Raw genomic sequence first — 18,099 nt, 5'->3', positions numbered from 1 at the left:
CCTTGCGTCGAGGCGGTCACCTTGGCTTGAGCGGCGTTCAATTTGGCGCTTTCAAGGACCCATTTGGCCGGACTCCCGGACACCGATAGTGGAGATTCCGTCAACTTGGAGTCTGCGTATCTCATCAAATACTGACGACGCTGCATGGACTCGGGCGTAGTTGAGCGGTCCGTGACGGGGGGCCGGTTGGAGTCATCCACGGCTGGAAGTAGGAGGCAGATTGGCCGTTCCTTCGCAGCAGAAGCGGCGGGCAACCATCGAAATGAGTCCCGGTTGTGGTGCAGGAGCCTGCCTGACCAAGTGAACCTTCAAATTGGCTTCACGGCATGTCGAAGGGCAGTGCTATATAGGCGGTGCTTTTGTGCATGTTCCAGCCGGCGACTATGCCGGAGCCGATCATTTGGTCGCTGAGGCGGGCGAGGCGGTAGGCGGGGTCGGTGTCGAGGGCTAGTTGGAGGTATTGGTGGGCTTTGCTGCCTTTGCCTTCCCACCAGTTGATGTAGCCGATGGCCGTGAGGACTGGGGCGGAGTGCTGGGCGCTGGTGCGGGTGTAGGCGTGGAGGAGCAGTTGTTGTGCCCACTCGATGCGTGACCACTTCGGGGTCTGTTTGGTTTGGGCGAAGAGGATCTGCTGCATGGGTTCGTCGACCCCTGGGATGTCTGCGAGGAGCCGGTCGCGGATCGTGGGGAATTGCAGGTTTGAGAGCATGGCAGTCGTCATCGCTGGGGAAGGTTTTGGAGTCGAGCATGCCGGCCCAGAGTTCCCGGCCTTGCCGGAGGGCGGTGTCGGTTGGTTGCGTCTTGATGGTTTCGATGTGGTGTTGGACGGCTGTTGCCTTGGCTGCTTCCTGGCCGGTGGTTGGGAGGGTGATGCGGTTGGTGGGTTCGATGAAGCTGCCGCGGTAGACGAATTCGGCGTTGATGGCGCTGGTCTGGGTGGAGCTGACGGGCAGGGCGAGGCTTGTGCCGGGTTCGTCGTCGTAGGGTGAGAAGGTTTCGTCTCCGACGACGAGTCCGTCCCGGATGGTGATGCCCTGTTCGGCGAGTACGCCCGTGAGCGCGGCGATGGTGCCGGCATGGGGTTTGGCCTGTCCGGGCTGGTTGGTTTCGCTGGTGTAGATGGCGAAGAGGATGGAGGTGGCGTTGCCGTCGCTGGTTAGGTAGTGGGCGACAGTGTGTGCATAGGGGATTTCCTGGCCGGGTTGGTGGGGAGGTCGATGCGCAGGGTCGCACCGATGCTGTTGTCGTTCATGGTGATGCAGACCAAGCTTTCCTGGGGCCAGAAGCCGAGGGTGTGCCCAATGAAGCTGAGAACGTCTGATGGGGTTTTGATGGTGAGCTTTTCCATGATCCCTTGATTCCCTTATTCCCTTTACCCGTTGATTTTCGTGTACTTCTGCGGTTGTTGGTGGTGGGCGTCGTTCTGGTAGGGGACCATCGGCTGGGTTGAAGGGCCGGAGTGCAACTTGGGGGACCGGCCACGGGGGCGAAAACTTCATCCCTCAGCGCGGATAACTCGGCTTTGGAGAAGTTTTCGTTCCCGGGGTCGGCGCGCAGCGCCCTGGTTGCGTGGAGGACCCGCCCAGCGATCATGGGGGATATCAGAATGACAAGCAGTTCATACTTCTGCTTGTCCATCGGCGCCAGAGAATCAAACGGCATGACTTCTGATCGGCTGCGGACATTTCGGTGGGGATTGTCGGGTCGGGCCTATCAGCGTGCACGGCTTCCAGTCTTGGCATCGAACAACTAGTCCCACCGGATCTGAGACCAAGCAGTTGGCGAGGACTCGCATTTGAGTCACCGAGTCCAGGGTCGCCGCCGGAAGAAGGGTTCTGTCGGTTTGGTCGAGTCCGTGCGAGGCAGGGGAGGGGCGACATGACATCGTCAGTTCACCGCATCGGCCATGAATCTGAGCGCCGCAAGGCGAAGGGCGGGGAAAGGCTGCGCGAGAAGAGGTGTCGAGTCGGTGGCCTCATAGTCGCGCTCTCTGAAGAGCGGCCGCACACCATCCTGGGATCGCGGCGCGATGGGTGAGGAACGCCTCGGCGCTCGACGGCACTGGGATCTGATGCCGCTCCGCCGTGTACTGGCTGGGACCCTGTAGCCCTCGCAGGGTAGTGTGCCACTACACAAATTCATTTGGGGGACAGCATCATGGCAAGGACAGTTACACAGGTCTGCTCTACTGAAGGCTGTGGCAAGCTTGCGGCATTTAGGACCACCACCAGACCTTCCTGGTGTTTGGACTGCATCGACCAGCTTTTTCGTGTCGGCGGCCTGATCCCACTCGAGCCTTTTGTTGACCGCAAGACGTACCGCCGTACAGAGTGCATCGCCTGCAAATCTCGGTTGCCCTACCGGTTCGAGTACGTGCTCGATCAGCGGACGTACGGGCCAGTGTGCAGAGTGTGCCACTGGCGCGAATGGGGAGAGCAAAACCGCGCCAGGACAAAGACAGAACTGGACCAGGCCGTGGGTGCGGCACTGAAGGCGCCGACTGGACTCAGCGAGACAGACCGGGAGCTGCTCGCCACAGACCTGGCGGTGCGAGCATCGGCGAGGAGATGGTGGTGGCCAAAGAAGCGCATCCAGGCGACCGTCGGAATGCTCCACCATGACCTATTGTTCGATACCGCAGAACACAATGACGGCATGGACCCCGTTGCTATCAAGTGCCGCAATTGCGGCCATGAGCACGTAGAGCTGCCCGGCCGTTTGGCCGCAGAGCTATCTGGTCACTGGTGCCTTTGCCCTATCTGCAACAACCGCAACAAGGGCATCTGTGCCTCCGATGTCGTCATCGGGTTTTCGTCCCATGGCTTGTTGGTCGCTGAACCGGAGTCAGGAACGGACACTGTCCAAGCTGCCCGGTGCGCACGCTGTGAGACACCCAAGCGGATTTCCATGCGTCGCCTGAACAGGGGCGCCGTTCCTTGCTACGTGTGTGATGGCGCCGCGGATCCATCGAGCCCCCACCGCGTGTATCTCTTCCACTTTCCGCGTTGGCACGCATACAAGGTCGGCATCACCAACAGCGGCAACGATTCACGCCTGGACAGGCACCGGCTTGCCGGTGGACAGCTGGTTGAGCTCATCGAAGTACCGCATCGGGGTGCTGCCTTCTGGGTTGAACAGGAGGTCCTCAGCGCCATGCTGCCGTGGCCCGCTACGGGCCTACCTACAGACCGGGCAATCAGCGGATGGACTGAGATGTGGGACGACAGCGCCCCCATAAATGTTCGCCTGGGTGACTACATCGAAGCGGCCAATGCGATCACCATTGACCGCGAACTCGTCGAGGATTGGAAGCGGAACAGGTCGACGCCGGTCCTGCCCCCTTCCGACGTCGTGCTGAACGGTGGCGACGCCGTTTGCTTCACTGGCTCGGGCCCCGAGAAGTCCCGTGCCGAGTGGAAAGCACTAGCTCAAGGAGTCGGACTCCGCGTAGCAGGTTCCGTCACCTCGACCACTTCGGCTCTTGTGGCTCCTCGCGCCGGTAGCCCGAACACGAAGGTAGCCGTGGCCTTGAGTATGGGTGTACCGGTCATCAGCTATGAGGATTTTCTTGCGGCTATGGAAGCCCTGGAATAAGCCCCGCACGTCATCCTCTCCTCCAAGTTCATGATCGGGAAGGTGGTGACGAGGACGTCGATGGCGACCAGAAAGTTGTCGCCGCCGGACAATCAAGGATGATGTCGGTCAGCTTGATCAGGGTGGCCGGGACCGCCGTGGTCCGCACGATCGTGGTGACCGCGTAATGCGGGTGGGTGCCGCGGGCGAGTTGCATCCGGACCAGATCGCCCAGGATACTGGCGGCCTTGAAATACTGAAGCGTCATTCTTTGGCGCAGAAATGGGCAAAAGGGTAGGTGTTGACAATGTCAACACCGACCCTTTTCCGATTGGGTTCGTACATGGGCCGGATCGGCCCGTATTCCGCATGCTTCCGGGGGAGTCCAGTGTTTGCGGGGGAGGAAATGCAGTTCGAGTCCCACCTCGGGCACAGTGTTTCCGCAGGTCAGAGGCTTTTTGTCTTTTTTTCTGTTGACAAAGCTTGACATGTGTAAGCCTGCGGCATAGCGATAATCCCCTTTGGAAGTGCCAGGCAGGTCTCATTCCTGGTGGGGTCTTTATGCCGGCATTCCTGCTGGCATGCTTGGTTCGTTGTCAGTGCCGATGGCTACAGTGGGCTTATTCCGGCAACTTCCCAGGAGAACTCACATGCCTTTGACCGATACCGCAGAGCTTGATCAGCTACTCGGCTTGGCCTTCTCGATGCACTCATCACCGGGATCCTACGCGTTTGTGCTTGGGGCGGGGATTTCAGTACCGAGTGGTGTTCCCTCTGCGTGGGGTGTCCAAGAAGAGCTGATCCAAAAGGTTGCAGCCGTGGAGAACGAATCTCCGACGGATCCATTCGAATGGTACGCCCAGCGGTTTGGCGTTGAACCGTCGTACGAGTCATTGTTGGAGAAGTTGGGGCCCACGCAAGTTGAACGTCAGAAGCTTCTTCGTAGTTTCTTCGAGCCGGACGAGGAAGAGCGTGAACAAGCTCTGAAGCGACCTACCCAAGGTCATCGAGCGATAGCCAGGCTTGTTCGGTCCGGGAAGGTTCGAATTGTCCTGACCCTCAATTTCGACAGGTTGATGGAGGCGGCTCTTCGCGACGAAGGTATCGAACCTGTCGTCGTTAGCCACCCGGCTGACATTCATGGGTTGCCGCCGCTCCATACCCTCGGCGCTCTCGTTGTCCACCTGCATGGTGATTACCTGAATCCGACCGCGATGCGAAACACCCAGCAGGAACTGGCCGGTTACGAATTGCACGTGGATCAGTTTCTGGATCGGATCACTTTCGACTACGGGCTGGTGCTGGTCGGCTGGTCGGCCACGTACGATCCGGCGCTCGTTCGTGCTCTGAGTCGTAGCCCTCGTCGCATTTACACGCCGTATTGGATTGAGCCGAGAGACCTCAGTGAATTGGCTCAGGGCCTGCGATCTGCACTCGGTGCTGTCAAGGTTTCCTCGACGGCGGACGCTGCTCTTGGGAATTTGGCTGATGCCATTGACTCGTTGGGGGAGCGTGCTGCGCGGCACCCCCTAGCCGTAGCTGCCGCGGTAGGCACTGCCAAACGCTATCTTTCCGGCAGAGCCACCGCTATCGGACTTCACGATCTCATCAAGCAGGAGCTTGATCGGCTAAGAAATCAGAACGATCTCCTCCTGAGCCATACGGGTGAAGAGTCGCCCGACGGCGGATACCGCGCGATGGTCGCCCGCGTGGAGGAAGCAACCTTCGTGCCGACGGCTTTGCTGGCCACGGCAGCCTACTGGGGGAGCGAGTCCACGGACCGCTGGTGGATTCCGGAAATTCCCAGATTCGCCGGGCAAGCCAGAGGAAGTGGACTGACAGATGTTCTTCGCCTCCAGATGATTTGCGCAGGCCAGTTTCTATACTCCGCAGGCGTGGCCGCAATTGCCGCCGGACGATACGAACTCGCGCGATCACTCATTCGCATGCCGGTTCCAGCCCCCTATGAAGGGGTCACGCTGGCTGGAGACGCGCTGACACCTGAAACCATAGTTTCGAGTTCAGGCTCGCCGGCCAAGCTGCTGTTTCAGCGCATTGAGCCAATCTTCGTTGAACATCTGGCCACCGGAAAGCAGCAGTTCGACGATTCGTGGGAGGCCTTTGATTTTCTGAGAATCGTGGAAGTGACACTGCAACGCGCCGGTTCGCAGGAGGCCGTGGACAGGGTCCGAGCGTCCGACGTCGCCCTGGCGGCAGCCAAGGAGCGAATGGCCGCGGCCAATGCTTCTAACGATGCCGATGAACACGACGAGGCGTCCTCGGCGCTCCGGTTGGCGGTGCAGGCTGCCGACCGGGCGCTTGGACAGTACGCTGACATGATTCCAGTTTTCCGCCCCTACCTACGGGTCCAGCACGCTCCTCGGGGAATGGCACATCGTTCGGTCGTGGGAGGAAGAATCCTTGGACAGTTGGAAAATGAGGGCCAATCATCGCCAATTGTGATCGCGGGTTTTGGCGGAGGTGATCTTGAGCTGTTGATTTCCACGTGCCAGGCGGTCGATGTGGCAATTGGTCGAGTGGGGCACGAGGCTGCCTTTGCCAGTCTCCCGCGCGGCGGCGGCATCGTTCCGGACCACTTCCGCATCGGGGATCTGTAGACGCGGCCCTTGGACGATCTCACGGCCGCTCATAGTGTCACCTTGGAGTTGTAGCAGTTGGATCCAAAGCCGAGGCGAAGCCTGGAATCTGCTGGCGGGCACGGCTTCTGCAACCCGGTATAGCGCAAGATCGCTCGCCTGGCTTGTCTGAGCTGAGTTACTTTTTCGTCGGTTCAGCGTGAGTATTCTGCGAGAGTCCTGTTGCCTGCGTACACCAGACGGTCGACGAGGTTGAGCCACTTGCTTCCGGCTCCTCGTGCGTCGGCCTCTGGCTTGATCTCCACCAGCCACTCGTTCATCGGCGCATAGGAGACGAGCTGCCGGTCCGTTTTCGAAAGGCACAGCGCGTCAAGCCAGCTCAGACCTTTGCTCAGCTGTGTCTCGATGGGGAGTTGGCGCAGGAACCGGATGAGCTCGAGTAGGCATGAGGATTTGCCGGCTGCGTATGGGAGCCACTGAGGAATAAGGTCCACGAGATCGTCGGGTTTCACCCACTCGAAGGCGTGGCGCCCGAGCTCGTCGTGCAGTGACTGGGTAGTCCCAGGGTGGTTCGGAAGGAGGTGGCTCAGCGCGTAGTCACTGAAGCTATCTGCTCGGTCGTAAATGGCTCTGTTGGCGTCCACCTGGTCCAGGACGTGTGCAAACAGGGTCGGCCACACTTCTCCCGCGGCGTCAGCGAGCTCTTGGGTCTCCGCTCCGACCGCTGCCAAGTCCCGCAGGAACGCGCTGAACACGTGGCTGGCGGGGGCGAGGGCCGTGACGTACTCAAACAGCAGGTCGTCGACTGCGCCCGCACGCGACCGGATGTGCAGCAGCGCCCGTGCGGCGGATATGGTCTGGGCACCGCGGTCGTCGACGAAGTGGACGTCTTCGGAAAGCTCCTGGGTGACCATGGCGTGTGCCTGCGCCTTCAGGAGCGTTTCCAGGTCCTGTTGGGCGATCTCCGCGACGCAGGCGCTGGATGAGGCGGCGCGCCCGAGTACCCGGATGGTCGCGCTGAGGCGGGACGTGTCGAGCCGCTCCCGAGGAATCTCCGGAATCCGAGCCATGACGTCGCCGGTTACGACGACCTGGGGGAATTGCTGAAGCGCGTCGTCGAACTCGCCGATTTCGCAGAGCCGGGTGAGGTCGAGCGCCCACTGGTAAGCGGTCAGATGCATACATGGGTCGCCTGAGCACGGATGCTCCCAGATGGTGTCACACCCACGAGCGAACTTCAGGCAGGTGTCTGTCGCTGCGAGCGGGCCCAGGGCCGCGGCTGCCGCGGCGACATCGTCCGGGGTCGCGCCGGCCGTCGCGAGGTGTTCGGCAAGTTCAGGAAGAAGCAGGTGCGGGATGGCTGCGGCGGCGGCTGCCCGCGTTCCGATGTCGTTCTCAAACGTGACTACGTCGGTGTCGTGTGAGGCGTCGGCCTCGGCCCGTTCGAGGATGCCCAGGATGGAAGTGATCGCGAAGGAACTATTCTGGCCGAACGCTGCGGGATTTCCTTCCGCGGCGCTACGGATTGCGGCTGATGCAACGTAGGCGAGTGCGAGGCACGGTTCGGATGCTGCGAATTCAGGTGGGTTGTCGTGCAGGTCCTTGACCAGTGCGAGGTCTTCCGCAATCTCAGCCGGAGTTGGCGGCGTCCAACCTTCTTTCTGCTGTCGTGCCGGAATCCAGTACTTGTTCTGGAGCCCTATGAGGAGGTTGCCGCGGGTCATGTCGGCTCGCAGCGGAGCGAGCTCTTCTTCGATGATCCTGGGCTCCTTGACCGAGATGAGCACTCCGCCCTCTGTGGGTTCGGTCGTCATGTTGTCCGCGTCGAGCGCAGCTGCCCAGCGATGGAGGGTGGGCTCGCCAGCGTCGAACCGGGCGGCGTTGGCGACTAGCTTCGCGCCTAAGTCTCTGAGCTCTTGTTGGGGCTCAGGGCCGGCGCTTACCGCAAGGAACCCTGCGATGTCGCGCAGGTACCATTTACGTCGTTCGGGATTTGTGATGGCATCATCGGGCGCGCGCATGAATCCAAAGGACTCATGAGTAGCTCGGATGGAGTCGAAGTACCAGACGAGAGGCTCGACAAGGTACCGATCAAGCACCTTCGGGTCGTCGGCTAAGTGACGGATGGTGGTGCCGACAATAAGTGCAGGCATGGCCAGGTTCTCGCATCCGTTCAACAGAGCTGTCGCCACATTTCCAATCTCAGCCCCGTCGGCGATCCTGCTGTCGACCCACCGTTCGACGGCCTGGAGTGCACTCATGCATGGGTACGGTCCATTGGTATTGCCGCGGTACCATCCCCAGACGTTGCTGTCTCCGACGTAGGCTCGCTCGGTGCCGTCGATCGCAAGCGTGAACTTCGAGCCGGCAGCGACAGCTCCTGGGCCGTCCTCAGCGAGGCAACGGATGTTTGCTGCATGGTTTAGTATCCGGTTCACGACCGGAACCCAGTCTTTGTGCTGACACATTCGAATTAGAACCCAGAACGACCCATACCCGTGGTTGCTCAAACGTTGGAAACCGCGTGTCTGGTGGTCGCGTATACCGTTCCAGAGTCTCGAGCCGTTACCGCCTCGGTTGTCGATGTAGTAGGCCTCGGTGAGCTGGAGAAGGAACTTGGGGTCGTACGAACCGAGACCCCATGCGCTCCAGTCGAGGTCGACTGCCGAACACTTCGTCGTCCTGGTGCCACAGCTCGTTGACCTCCTCGATCAGGAGGCGCACGACCGGCTCACCGCGTGGCACGTCGACCATGTTTTCGTGCCGCTAGTGGAGCGAAACGACTCTGACGAAGGTCGCAAGAATGTCGTCCGAATCGGCGGCACCTGCGTCAAGGATGTGCCGGAGAAGGTCGTACGCGTTCGGCATCTCAAGTACAGCTTCAAGCGGTACGTCCTTCCAGCGGGCCGTGGAACCGTCACCGAGGGCGTCGAACTGGGCCATCAGTGCCGCAAGCTCAGTATTTGGATCGTCCGCACCGGTGAGCTTGCCTTCGCATGCGAGCTTGGCGGCGGACATCGACCATCGCATGGGCCCGGATGTTTTCAAGGTTTCTGTGATGGAAGGTGACCGCACGAGGCGCACGGATGTCGCGAAGCGACGGACTTCTTCGTGGGCGAACTCGGGCTCGGCTTTGCGCAGGTTCTCTGGCGCCACCAAGAGGTCGGCCCGGAGAGCGTCGAGCGCGGCATGATCAGGGCGAGGGGAGGTTCGATCGGCCTCCGGCAGTTCGAGCTCTGTCTCGCTCATAGCCAGCAGGGCTTCGGTACGCGCTGTCGCTGAACTTCCGCCTGCTGCGCGGCCGATGAGGTTCTTCCAAATCAGCTCAAGACAGCCCCAGTTATCCCGATCGTGAATTTGGCGGTTGCATTGGGTTTTCACTCAACTACGCGAAGTCGTTTTTCGGTACGCCTCTCATGCAGAAGGACGCCTATAACGTCGCGGGCGCCGTGGACTACATCTTCACGACCGAGCACGCCTGGATCGTCGCTCGCATCCAGAGCGGCGAGGTCCTGGCTTGGTCGGTAACAGTCACGGACAAGCGCCTCAAAGTAGACCTCAGGAATCTGACGTTTGGTTTAGTCAAGGGAAAACTTGGTCGGTCCCGCTTCTCCGATGTCGTAGAGCAGCCGTCAGGCGTGATCGAAGAGGTTGGCTCGGTCAGCTATGCCTACGCAGAACGCACCTACTTTGGTAGGCCATCGGCCTACCAATCGTTCGTCTTCATGCACAACCTGGAAGGTGTCGGCACGTTCGAGAACGGCGGCAGCACATCTGCAGTGGGGACGCGCCCATTTTCACCACAGACAGCCCGCAGCCGGCTCTGGAAAGCATTAGGGCGACTCGCCAGTCCACGACGGTCAACACATTTCCGTCGTGTGGCCGTGACGACTCGTTCCTTGAAGGCGGAGCCGCAATGTGGCCGGTGATCTTCCATGAGTTCGTGATCCCGTTCCGTTCATCGCCAGCCCAGTGGCAGCTGTGGTTGAGCAACAGGCTGGCAGGCATTGGGAAGCGCTGACTACGAGCCGACGGACGGCGGTGCCTTCTTTATCAAACGGGGGAGGAGTCAATTTGCTCGTTTCATAAAGGCGGCAGGTTTCACACTGAATCTATCCACCCTCAACGGGCTGAGCTGGTACGCAATACCTGAATCCCGAAGATCTTGGTGATGCTTGCTAGAGTCCGAGGATGACGACTGACTTCACCGCCGAAGCGGAAAAGCTGACAGAGGTATGCCGAGGCATTTTTGGGGACGAGAGCAAGTGGATTGCCGCCGATGGCTACCCGCACAGCCTGGCGCTCTGCATCATTGACTCCATCTTCTCGACGGGTTCTCACTACAACAGCGTCATCAACGTCGTGAATGAGTACCGGGCCTATCGGCGCGCCGAGGGCGGTGACGCGGACCAGGACGGCACCAAGGAGCTCCTGGCGACCTTTGCTGCCGGGGGCAATAGTGCGGCTGTCTGGGCCGACGAGGTCGTGGATAACCGCAAGCCGGCGCACACCAAGAAGAACGCCCCTCTGAAGGCCGAGGTGATCCGGCAGGCGGCTGAGAAACTCCACGAGCTGAACTACAGGACACGGAATGACCTGCATCGGGCTTACGCCGAGGACGAGCACCTCACCGGGCTGAAGAACGTCTGGCTGGACCTGCCAAGCCAGCGTTCCGGCGTGACGTACAACTACCTTCTTATCCTTGCCGGCTTCCAGTCGGTGAAACCGGATCGTATGGTGATCCGGTTCATCAAGGAGCACGCCGAGCTGGGGGACCGGCGGCTCAGCGAGGAGGATGCTGCGGTACTGATCAAGCGGGTTGCGGAGCTCTATCCCACGGAGCCACGCCGGCTTGACCACGTGATCTGGCGGCATGTGTCAGGGCGGGATGTCTTCAAGGAGGAGGAAGTGCTCGCGCAGAACATCCGGAGGTGACGCGTGATCATGGGCGACGAAGGGTATGCACCCAGGGTGGGTCGAGAACGGTGAGGAACACAGAGCAGGACATGAGCAATGACAAGAGCGCAGGCAACAGCCAGCCTGCGGTTAACATTCAGAATGAGGATAAGGAAATCCCAACCTGGCACTCAGCATGGGCCCGAAGCGTCGAGACTCCTGAGGAACTCTGGGCCGAGATTGGCTTCTTGAGCTTCTCCTTGGGCATTGAGACCAAATTTGTATGGCGTGGCCTTCCCAGCGCGCAATATGAGGTCAAGTCAGCACTTGCCCGAAAACTCGCCACAAGCGGGGTGGAACCGACCGAAGAAAACCTGCGTTTCAACGAGGTGCGAGCCATCCAAGCGGCCAGAGAATGGGGCTTAGGGCACTCGCAGTATGGTTATGCTTCTGACCTGCACATGTTGGCCCTTATGCAGCACCACGGAATCCCGACTCGACTTATCGATGTCACATACAACCCGCTGACAGCGTTATGGTTCGCCTGTTCAGATGAGAGCCTGATTGATGGGCCAGCGGTGCTTATAGGCATGGCGGTCAGTGATGTCCCTGTCATTGAAACAGTCCCGTTCCTGCCCAAGCAGACATGGGGAGGGATGGAAGATCCCCTTGGATTTGACTACTCCTACGCGCTCGAAAAGTCAGCAGCGAACGAAATGCCTTTCTTGGTTCAGCCTGTCGTTCGTGACGCGCGCATGACAGCCCAAGAGGGGCTATTCATCACTGCATCCGTGCCCGAGCAGTCGGCAGCAACACCAATGTGGGGCTTCCCGTACAAGGGAAATTGGCTCCTGCTGAGTCTGGTGAGGGAGATGAAGGAAATGGATGTCGATATTCAGGGAAGCCGTTGGCCTTCCTTCGGGATGATGGGACTCATCATCCCACCCGAGGTTAAGAAAGTGATTCTCCCCATCCTGGAAAATAGTTTCAACCGTTCCCACAGAACTATGTACCCGGACCTTTCCGGCTTCGCTGGGCAGAACTTTAACTACGAAAGAGCAGCTAACTGAGCTTCATTCTCACGTTCAGCCCCGGGCAGGAAACGCCGCTGGAAGAAGCGTTCAGCTTTCATCAGTTCCGCGTTTCGACGGTCTAAAGTGGTCTTTGGTCCGTTTTTGTATGGGGGTGGTTGGAATGGCTCGAAGTCGCGGGTTTCTTGCAGAAATTCAACGTCAGCAGCGGTTGGCTCAGCAGCGGCAGAATGCTGCTCAACGGGCTGCAGCGGCTGCCCGGGCAAGGGCGGAGAGGGCGCGGGCTGCCGCCGTTCGGGCTGCGGCGGCAGCGGAACGGGCGTCGGAGGCCGAGCGCAAGCGGCTCGAGAAGGAGGCCAAGGCCGCGCACGCCGAGGCGCAGCAGGCCTTGGCCGAGCAGCTCAACGAAGACCTAGCCAACGAGTACGCGCAGATCGACGGACTCCTTGCTGCCACCCTAGAATCAGACGACTGGGTTGACCTGCAGTCGCTGAAGCGGACCGTGCAGCACCCGTCGTTCCCTCATCCCGAACTGGAACGTCCGAATCCAGTTCCTGGACCTATCGAGGTTCCCCCAGCTCCGGTCCTGCGTGAACCAGAGCCTCCGACGGGACTCTTCGGCCGGAAGAAGAAGCTCGAGGCGGCGCGCCAAGAGGCCGAGGCCGAGTATGAGCAGGCCATGCGTGAGTGGACGGCGTACCGGGACTCGCTCCCGGCGAAGGAGGCTGCGCTTAAAGCGACGCACGCTGCCTTCGAGAAGAAGAGGATCGAGCAGCTCAAAACTGAAATTTCCCGTTATGAGGGGGACTGCGAGGAGCGCGAGAAGGAGGTCGCCGAGCACAACGCTGCCATTGACGACCTTGAGGCCGCCCTTGGCTATGGGGTGGCCGACGCGGTCGAGGAGTACGTCGGGATTGTCCTGGCGAACTCCCTCTATCCCGACCCCTTCCCGGTTAAGCACGAGGCCAAGTTCGACCCGGAGACGGCTGAGTTGAAACTCACTGTCGCTGTGCCAGCACCGGACCAGGTCCGCACCGTGAAGGCCTATAGGTATGTCAAGGCCAGCGACGAGATTACCGAGACCCAGCTGTCGAAGACGGAAGCGAACAATCGCTACGCCTCCGCAGTCCACCAGGTTGCGATTAGATCGCTGCACGAGATCTTCGAGTCTGACCGCCAGGGCATCATCCACGCGGTCTCCCTGCAGGTTGGCCCCCAGACGAAGGACCCCGCGACAGGGCGAAGCACGTTCATTCCGCTCGTCGCGGTGACCTCACCTCGGGAGACGTTCCTGGAGTTCGATCTCTCTGGTGTGGTCCCTGCTGCGACCCTCCAGCACCTCGGTGCTGCCGTGTCGAAAAACCCCTCGGCGCTGTCAGCGGTGGATCCCGCCGGCGTACGTCGTTCATGAGCCTGGAGCGCCTGCGGTTCAACCCCGCCCCTGGGTGGCCGCCTGCACGGGCCGGGTGGATGCCCCCTGCGGGCTGGAGGCCGCCGAGATCATGGCCTTCACCGCCGCCGGGCTGGCAGCTTTGGGTCCCCCAGGGCGAGGAGACAGCGGCCGACGAGCCCACCGGTATGCCGGATCCTGACTGTGCCGAGCTCGCGCAAGAGACAACGCAGGCGGGCGCCCTTGGTTCCGGGGGTGAGACGTCAACGGGGAGGCTAGAAGCACTCGAGGCAGAGAACGCGAGACTCCGCCGACTGCTCGAGGACGCGTCCGTGGCGTCTGAAGCCGTTGTTCAGCTCGATGACCAGAAGGTGCTGCAGGAAGTCGGCATCTACCGGTACCACCACCCTCTTGAGAACGCCGCGGCATACCTGCCACGCCTCCAAGACGTCGAGTCCCGCGCGGCGGCGTTGATCCGCGAGGGCCATGCGATCGAGACGTCGAACATGTTCACTTTCGACAACTCGCTGGCCAAGGGTCGCAAGATGTCCGCGGACCTGGCCAAGCTAATGCTCCGCGCCTACAACGCCGAAGCCGACAACAGCATCCGCACGCTGAAGGCCGGCAACGTTCAGACGGCCAAACGGCGGCTGGAAGCCTCCCGCGTCGCGATCGCCCGATTGGGAGCGATAATGCAGATGCGCATCAGCGATGCGTACCATCGTCTCCGCGTTGAGGAGATCGAGCTGACGGCTGACTGGCTGATGATGAAGCAGGAGGAGAAGGAGCGGGAGCGCGAAGAGCGGGCCCGGCTCCGCGAGGAACGGCGCGTGGAGAAAGAGCTCGCGGAGGAACGTGCCCGGCTCGACAAGGAACGCGCGCTGCTCACGCAGACGCTCGAGACCCTGTCCGCTGCCGGGACCACGAACGACGACCTCGTCCGGCGGCTCGCCGAAATCGACCAGGCGATCGCGGAGAACGACTACCGTGCAGCCAACATCCGCGCAGGCTACGTCTACGTCATCTCCAACCGGGGAGCGTTCGGCAAGGGAGTCGTCAAGATCGGCCTGACCCGTCGGCTCGACCCCACCGACCGTGTCAGCGAGCTCAGCGGAGCCTCTGTCCCCTTCCGCTTCGACATCCACACCATCTACTTCTCCGAAGATGCCGTCACACTCGAAGCCGATCTACACCGTCACTTCGCAGATCGCGCCGTGAATCAGGCGAACGCCCGGAAGGAGTTCTTCTTCGCCACACCGGCCGAAGTGCGGGACGTCCTAGCAGGCAAGGTCGGTAATCTCCTTGAGTTCACCGAAGAGGCTGAGGCGACCGAATACTTCCAGTCATTGGGCGCGTGGCCTCCCCAGCGAAGGGCACTAGACGGCGGATTAGAAACATCGAGCTGACGAGATAACAGACGGAGCCTTATATGCGGCTGTCGCACCTTGACGAACTCGCACGGTGCTCAATGCGAACCTCCCCAACCCTCAGACACGAAGGGTGCCCACGCCATGCGGATCGGAAGGCCGCCTTGTGGCGAGTGGATCACTCCGTCGCCCGTTGAGCGAATACTCGGACACCTGCGACGAACTCCTCAGGGCTCAGCCGGAAACGGCTTCCACGAGGTAGCTTCTTTCCTCCACGGAGGTCTTCGTACTTGAAATCGATGAGACTCGAAGGAACGAGGCGTGGCCTAGTGCGGTTGACCCAGGGCCATCGCTCCGAATCCTCGCCCTCCCGGTACGCAGCCCATTCGACGTAGTCCTTAGGCAGAAGCTCCGGATCTGTTGTCACTTCGACTACGGCGTAGCAGTCCTTAGTCCCTGTCGCGCAGATGAAGACGAGATCGCCGGTCTTGATAGCGGGTTCTCCGATCCATCTGTCGCCCCGTTTTGAACCGGGGTTCGCAAATCTCCACTCTTGCCGCCACTGGTCCAAGACCGGAGCGCCGCCCTCAACCTTTACCCAGAGAGATCGCTCCGGATCCCGAGCATCGGCAAGGAGCCGTTCGATGTCGAAAAGCGCCGAGTCTTCGTCCCGGTCCCGCATCCCCGGAGTGGGCTTCGGGAGTCTCGCGGCTTGCACTGCCAAGTCGTCGAGATCGCTCTTCGATACTGATCGGGAAGGCCAAGCATTGATCATCGTCCGTGCTTCCACAAGCTGATCCCGATCCAGCTCGACACCAAGCTCACGGTTCGCATTCACCGAGCTGCCCAGCCCAGTACCTGTGAGATTGGCGGAACCGAGCATCCCTCGACTCCCCAAGATGAAGCACTTAGCGTGAAGGCGGTCTACGTGGCGAACCTCGACTCCCGCGTCGAGCATGAGCACCATTCCCTGGACGGAGAGGAATCCGCTCGCCACGGCGAGCGGATCCAGAACCGTGCAGAGGGTCCACGAGCGGGATGATCCCATCGCCGCGTCCGCGATGCGCCTGCAGACGATATACGAGAGGTAAGGGCTCGTGAGGACGACGTCGCCGTCGGGATCCGAAAGGGCTGAGTGCAGCCACTCCGAGGCAGTGTCGAGTATTCGGGGTTGAGAGGTCATGCGACCAGCCTAATTAGCTCGTCCGACATGTCTTGGAACTGGAACAATGGAAGAGCGCTTATCTGGGAAGATGGAGCGCTGTATTCCCAAGGATGCTGTGAGGAGCTCGGATTTTGCCTAGTCCATGAATTCAACTGCTGTTGACAGTGTCAACACCTCCGGCATCGAACTGGGTCGTACTGGCGCCGGACGGTCTCGGAATGATCATGTTTTTGGGAGTTCCCTGAGTTTGCAAGGCCTGGAATGTAGTTCGAGTCCCACCTCGGGCACGGCATTCCCCCTCGTCAGAGGGGGTTTTTGCTTTGACGTGTTGACAAAAGTTGTGGTCGCGTCGCTCTGACGGCTGGTTCGCTGGCTTTAGCTTGGCTGCCGCGGAGCCTGGTCAGGTGTGTGTGGTGGCGGGGTTCAAGTCCCTGGCTGGTGGGTCTTCCGCCTGTTGAAGTGGGTTATATGGTTCCTCGTTCCGGTTCTTTCGGGTTGGCTGGGAGGCCTACACCTATTCATGTGTCGGGGAATCGGGGCCGACATGACATCGGCGATCTCGCTAAAGAGCGCCCCTGGGAGGCGGTCTCAGGGCGCGCCTGCGAGAGTAGTGCCCTGAAGTTTGTCCTGCCAAAGTGGGTGTGGACAGTGTCCACAGTTACGTCTGCTTTATTGGAGGGCCGAGAGGACTTGAGTCCGATGTCAGGTTGCGCCCCCTACATGTCGCCTTCGGATGCCCCTCCGCGGGTGCAAGAGGCAGTCAGGCCAGCTCTCGCCTGCCGCCTGAACTCGCCCCTTGGGGTTTGCGAGACGTTCGTTGGTGAGACGCTGCGGCTAACTCTGAATAAGTTCGACGTACCTGCCGTTCAGAATGCCGAGCGGTTCCTCGAAGTGTCCGCTGGTCTTCGTAGCCTCCGCATACGAGCTGACCCCGAACAGTGCTGCTGCGCAGACCTTGCTGCCGATCTGGTGGTTCACCTCGTCGGGTTCGTGGTCAAGAATGTAGCCCGCCTCGATGTCCTCGATCGTGTAATAGGGACGGGCGCTCGAGAGTGTCGGGTGGCTCCGCTGCGTCTCAAGCAGCCACGCCTGGTAAACCGGCATGAGCTTCGCTGGGTGCTTATCGACGAAATTCCGGATATGGATTTGGGTGTCAAGGGATGATGATTCCTTGCTGGACTGCAGCTGGAGCGCCTCGAGCGCCGCTATCTCCTCGTCCGTGTAGGTCCACGCCCCCGACTGGGATTCCCGCATCTTGGTGATGCTCTCGCTGCGCTGCCGGAGTGCCACCTCCACCACGCCGCCGCCCTCTTGGGCTACCCAGTACAACCGCATGGCATGTTCCAAAATGGATCTGACCAACGGCGAGGCTTCCTCACCGTAACCGGCCGCCTCCAGCTGCATGGCCGCTTCCCCCGTGCGCAGGAGCCGGATCAGCCAGCCCCAGGACAGGGCCACGGCGGCGGCACCGCTTAGGTTTGCCCTCTCTCCGCTGCCGTAGGGCGTGCCGGCCGGGGCCGGCGCGGCGGCTACCAGTACACGGATGTCCGCGTACAGGGCGGCGTAGGCCGCACGTCGTGTCTGATCGTCCATTGCTTCTTCTTCCCGCGCTGTAGTCCGTATCAGCTGTCACTCTATGACTGCCGCCGGCGGCCCGCGCTTAGGCTGGAGAAAACGGCATCCGTATACAGAGGACAGAACGCCCGCGTGAAGCTCATCGATGTGAGGACCTCGGCGGAGGGTGTGCCGATCGACTTTGCCCTCGAGGGGCAGCTCTGGCTGGTCGGTGCAGAGCCGGTCCGCTGGTTCGAGCGGGTCCCATGCTGGGAGACGAAGACACGGATGAGTATCCGGGACAAAGAGGGGCCGAATCGACGTCGAAGTGTGGCAGATACAGGCCTACCCAGCGGTCGGCGATCCGGAGGTCCCCGCCACCTTCGAATTCATTCGTGCCGGAGAGGCGTGGTCGGTCCGGTCTTCGGGCTAGAAGCTCACTTACGATGGACCCGTACCCGGCGGGCCGCAGGTTCTGATAACCCGATTCAGTTGGCAGGCTTGGAGTCCAGGTGATGCCAAACAA

15 protein-coding genes are annotated in these 18,099 nt (G+C 60.9%); 8 read left to right on the top strand and 7 right to left on the bottom strand.

Annotated features, from left to right (window positions below; genetic code table 11):
* Positions 1 to 319 precede the first annotated feature (319 nt).
* Positions 320 to 721, bottom strand: coding sequence for a DUF4192 family protein (locus QRN51_RS14120; protein WP_284990479.1), 402 nt, complete (start codon positions 719 to 721; stop codon positions 320 to 322).
* On the opposite strand from QRN51_RS14120, the gene QRN51_RS23315 reads away from it, so the two are divergent.
* Positions 708 to 989 (top strand): hypothetical protein, encoded by a 282-nt coding sequence (locus tag QRN51_RS23315; protein WP_350224984.1) that lies wholly within the window; start codon positions 708 to 710, stop codon positions 987 to 989. The genes QRN51_RS14120 and QRN51_RS23315 overlap by 14 nt on opposite strands.
* Before the next feature lie 167 nt (positions 990 to 1,156).
* Here QRN51_RS23315 and QRN51_RS23305 read toward each other — a convergent pair whose 3' ends face one another.
* Complete coding sequence (locus tag QRN51_RS23305) at positions 1,157 to 1,348, bottom strand: DUF4192 family protein (RefSeq protein WP_350224983.1); 192 nt, start codon at positions 1,346 to 1,348, stop codon at positions 1,157 to 1,159.
* 1,307 nt (positions 1,349 to 2,655) lie between these two features.
* On the opposite strand from QRN51_RS23305, the gene QRN51_RS14110 reads away from it, so the two are divergent.
* Positions 2,656 to 3,594, top strand: a complete 939-nt coding sequence (locus QRN51_RS14110) for a BRCT domain-containing protein (protein ID WP_284990478.1) — start codon at positions 2,656 to 2,658, stop codon at positions 3,592 to 3,594.
* 28 nt (positions 3,595 to 3,622) lie between these two features.
* Here QRN51_RS14110 and QRN51_RS14105 read toward each other — a convergent pair whose 3' ends face one another.
* Complete coding sequence (locus QRN51_RS14105) at positions 3,623 to 3,841, bottom strand: hypothetical protein (protein ID WP_284990477.1); 219 nt, start codon at positions 3,839 to 3,841, stop codon at positions 3,623 to 3,625.
* A 382-nt stretch (positions 3,842 to 4,223) separates the two neighbouring features.
* Here QRN51_RS14105 and QRN51_RS14100 point away from each other — a divergent pair, with 382 nt between their 5' ends.
* Positions 4,224 to 6,191 carry an SIR2 family protein gene (locus QRN51_RS14100; protein WP_284990476.1) on the top strand — a complete coding sequence of 656 codons (1,968 nt, stop codon included), beginning with the start codon at positions 4,224 to 4,226 and terminating at the stop codon, positions 6,189 to 6,191.
* Between the two features lie 173 nt (positions 6,192 to 6,364).
* On the opposite strand, the gene QRN51_RS14095 is transcribed toward QRN51_RS14100, so the two are convergent.
* Both QRN51_RS14095 and QRN51_RS14090 read right to left on the bottom strand, forming a co-directional pair.
* Entirely contained in the window at positions 6,365 to 8,608 is a 2,244-nt protein-coding gene (locus QRN51_RS14095) for a hypothetical protein (protein ID WP_284990475.1), read from the bottom strand.
* A 328-nt stretch (positions 8,609 to 8,936) separates the two neighbouring features.
* Positions 8,937 to 9,419 carry a hypothetical protein gene (locus QRN51_RS14090; RefSeq protein WP_284990474.1) on the bottom strand — a complete coding sequence of 161 codons (483 nt, stop codon included), beginning with the start codon at positions 9,417 to 9,419 and terminating at the stop codon, positions 8,937 to 8,939.
* Between the two features lie 119 nt (positions 9,420 to 9,538).
* On the opposite strand from QRN51_RS14090, the gene QRN51_RS14085 reads away from it, so the two are divergent.
* The 5 genes from QRN51_RS14085 (at position 9,539) to QRN51_RS14065 (ending at position 14,893) form a co-directional block, all read left to right on the top strand.
* Complete coding sequence (locus QRN51_RS14085) at positions 9,539 to 10,099, top strand: ETEC_3214 domain-containing protein (RefSeq protein WP_350224985.1); 561 nt, start codon at positions 9,539 to 9,541, stop codon at positions 10,097 to 10,099.
* Positions 10,100 to 10,361: 262 nt separating this feature from the next.
* Complete coding sequence (locus tag QRN51_RS14080) at positions 10,362 to 11,105, top strand: DUF8548 family protein (RefSeq protein ID WP_284990471.1); 744 nt, start codon at positions 10,362 to 10,364, stop codon at positions 11,103 to 11,105.
* Positions 11,106 to 11,176: 71 nt separating this feature from the next.
* Positions 11,177 to 12,136 carry an FRG domain-containing protein gene (locus QRN51_RS14075; protein ID WP_284990470.1) on the top strand — a complete coding sequence of 320 codons (960 nt, stop codon included), beginning with the start codon at positions 11,177 to 11,179 and terminating at the stop codon, positions 12,134 to 12,136.
* Between the two features lie 172 nt (positions 12,137 to 12,308).
* A complete protein-coding gene (locus QRN51_RS14070) occupies positions 12,309 to 13,508 on the top strand; it encodes a hypothetical protein (RefSeq protein WP_284990469.1) in 1,200 nt (399 codons plus the stop codon).
* A 311-nt stretch (positions 13,509 to 13,819) separates the two neighbouring features.
* The gene (locus QRN51_RS14065; protein ID WP_284990468.1) at positions 13,820 to 14,893 is read left to right on the top strand and encodes an SNIPE associated domain-containing protein; all 1,074 of its coding nucleotides are present in this window, start codon (positions 13,820 to 13,822) and stop codon (positions 14,891 to 14,893) included.
* Positions 14,894 to 15,032: 139 nt separating this feature from the next.
* On the opposite strand, the gene QRN51_RS14060 is transcribed toward QRN51_RS14065, so the two are convergent.
* Both QRN51_RS14060 and QRN51_RS14055 read right to left on the bottom strand, forming a co-directional pair.
* Positions 15,033 to 16,037, bottom strand: a complete 1,005-nt coding sequence (locus QRN51_RS14060; protein WP_284990467.1) for a hypothetical protein — start codon at positions 16,035 to 16,037, stop codon at positions 15,033 to 15,035.
* Positions 16,038 to 16,853: 816 nt separating this feature from the next.
* Entirely contained in the window at positions 16,854 to 17,612 is a 759-nt protein-coding gene (locus QRN51_RS14055) for a hypothetical protein (protein WP_284990465.1), read from the bottom strand.
* Between the last annotated feature and the right edge of the window lie 487 nt (positions 17,613 to 18,099).

This window comes from Arthrobacter sp. efr-133-TYG-120 (assembly GCF_030209785.1).
Classification (GTDB): domain Bacteria; phylum Actinomycetota; class Actinomycetes; order Actinomycetales; family Micrococcaceae; genus Arthrobacter.
The sequence above is the reverse complement of the archived record's forward strand: the minus strand, read 5'-3'. Positions and strand labels throughout refer to the sequence as shown.

What these genes read in the sequence shown, in the direction of transcription:
- QRN51_RS23315 (WP_350224984.1), top strand. Translation starts at nt 708, where the DNA reads ATGGCAGTCGTCATCGCTGGGGAAGGTTTTGGAGTCGAGCATGCCGGC.
- QRN51_RS14120 (WP_284990479.1), bottom strand. Translation starts at nt 721, where the DNA reads ATGACGACTGCCATGCTCTCAAACCTGCAATTCCCCACGATCCGCGAC.
- QRN51_RS23305 (WP_350224983.1), bottom strand. Translation starts at nt 1,348, where the DNA reads ATGGAAAAGCTCACCATCAAAACCCCATCAGACGTTCTCAGCTTCATT.
- QRN51_RS14110 (WP_284990478.1), top strand. Translation starts at nt 2,656, where the DNA reads ATGGACCCCGTTGCTATCAAGTGCCGCAATTGCGGCCATGAGCACGTA.
- QRN51_RS14105 (WP_284990477.1), bottom strand. Translation starts at nt 3,841, where the DNA reads ATGACGCTTCAGTATTTCAAGGCCGCCAGTATCCTGGGCGATCTGGTC.
- QRN51_RS14100 (WP_284990476.1), top strand. Translation starts at nt 4,224, where the DNA reads ATGCCTTTGACCGATACCGCAGAGCTTGATCAGCTACTCGGCTTGGCC.
- QRN51_RS14090 (WP_284990474.1), bottom strand. Translation starts at nt 9,419, where the DNA reads ATGAGCGAGACAGAGCTCGAACTGCCGGAGGCCGATCGAACCTCCCCT.
- QRN51_RS14080 (WP_284990471.1), top strand. Translation starts at nt 10,362, where the DNA reads ATGACGACTGACTTCACCGCCGAAGCGGAAAAGCTGACAGAGGTATGC.
- QRN51_RS14075 (WP_284990470.1), top strand. Translation starts at nt 11,177, where the DNA reads ATGAGCAATGACAAGAGCGCAGGCAACAGCCAGCCTGCGGTTAACATT.
- QRN51_RS14060 (WP_284990467.1), bottom strand. Translation starts at nt 16,037, where the DNA reads ATGACCTCTCAACCCCGAATACTCGACACTGCCTCGGAGTGGCTGCAC.
- QRN51_RS14055 (WP_284990465.1), bottom strand. Translation starts at nt 17,612, where the DNA reads ATGGACGATCAGACACGACGTGCGGCCTACGCCGCCCTGTACGCGGAC.